This window comes from Pseudomonas sp. 910_23, from assembly GCF_052850795.1.
Genome location: NZ_VXCZ01000050.1, coordinates 1 through 1,006, shown reverse-complemented (window position 1 = coordinate 1,006; position 1,006 = coordinate 1). Strand labels below are relative to the sequence as shown.

Sequence of the window (1,006 nt, the reverse complement as noted above, 5' to 3'; positions counted from 1 at the left end):
CTCGAAGTCAACGACTGTACCCGCGACCAGCAATACCAAATCACCTTTTACCCCAATGTCTCCAGGGATCACGTCAAGGCGCTGTATGCCTCCTACACGTCAGTGATTGCCGGGTTGGAAGCTGATCTGCGTAAACAGTGGGACGAGCGTTTCCAGCTTCAATGGGCCGACTTTGTCAAAGCGCCAGCCTATCAACGCAGTGGTATGCAGAGCATGGCCTTTGCTACCGGGCTCGGCAAGGCGCTCTACAACCTGTGGGACAACATCACCGAGCTGTATGACCTGCTCGCGAACCTCAAATCCAACAGCGAAAAGTTGCTGAAGTACCTCTCCCGGGCCGAACTGGACGCGCTGCTCGCGCTGAGCAAAGACACGCTGGCCAAGGGATTGCTGGTGCTCAGTGATGAGCCGCTGCTGTTTATCTACGTGGCAGCGGTGGTGGCCTGGATACGGATGCTGCCGCCGCCCGAAATGTACGAGCTGCTGGGTGAAATCACCGGCGAAGTGTTGATCAATTTGCTGCTGATCTGGGCGACGCGGGGTATTGGCGTAAAGCTGCGGCTGGGTGCGCAGGTGCTGAGTGGCGTCAAGTCCGGCGGGGCGCGGGCGTTGTTGGAGTTGCTGGCCAGGCAGGTGGCGGGGCCGCGGCTGGACACGCATGTTGAGGCCGCCAAGCCTGTGTTGCTGAGCAGTGCGGCGACGCCGGTCAAGGCCGTGCCGGTGGTGCCGTTGAAGGCCGGCGACACGCTGGTTTCGAACCCGGTGCCGGTGGTTCGCAACAAGACCCGACAGACCGTGTTGGTCCGTCAGGAACACGTCGATGATGTGCCTGCCGTGGCGTCGAATCCAAAAGGGGATGCGGCGGCGCCAGCGGACAAGACGGTCACCAACGGCTGCCCGGTGTCGATGGTCACCGGGGAGGAATTGCTTACCCTCACCGATGGCGCGCTGGACGGGATTTTGCCGTTTGAGTGGACACGGCTGTATCGCACCAGTGCGGTGGAAC

The 1,006-nt window shown here is 61.1% G+C and carries 1 protein-coding gene; it reads left to right on the top strand.

The annotated features are described in order from the left end of the window. A partial coding sequence (locus tag FW800_RS27270) for a DUF6531 domain-containing protein (RefSeq protein WP_446438865.1) occupies nt 1–1,006 on the top strand: 1,006 nt, incomplete at both ends.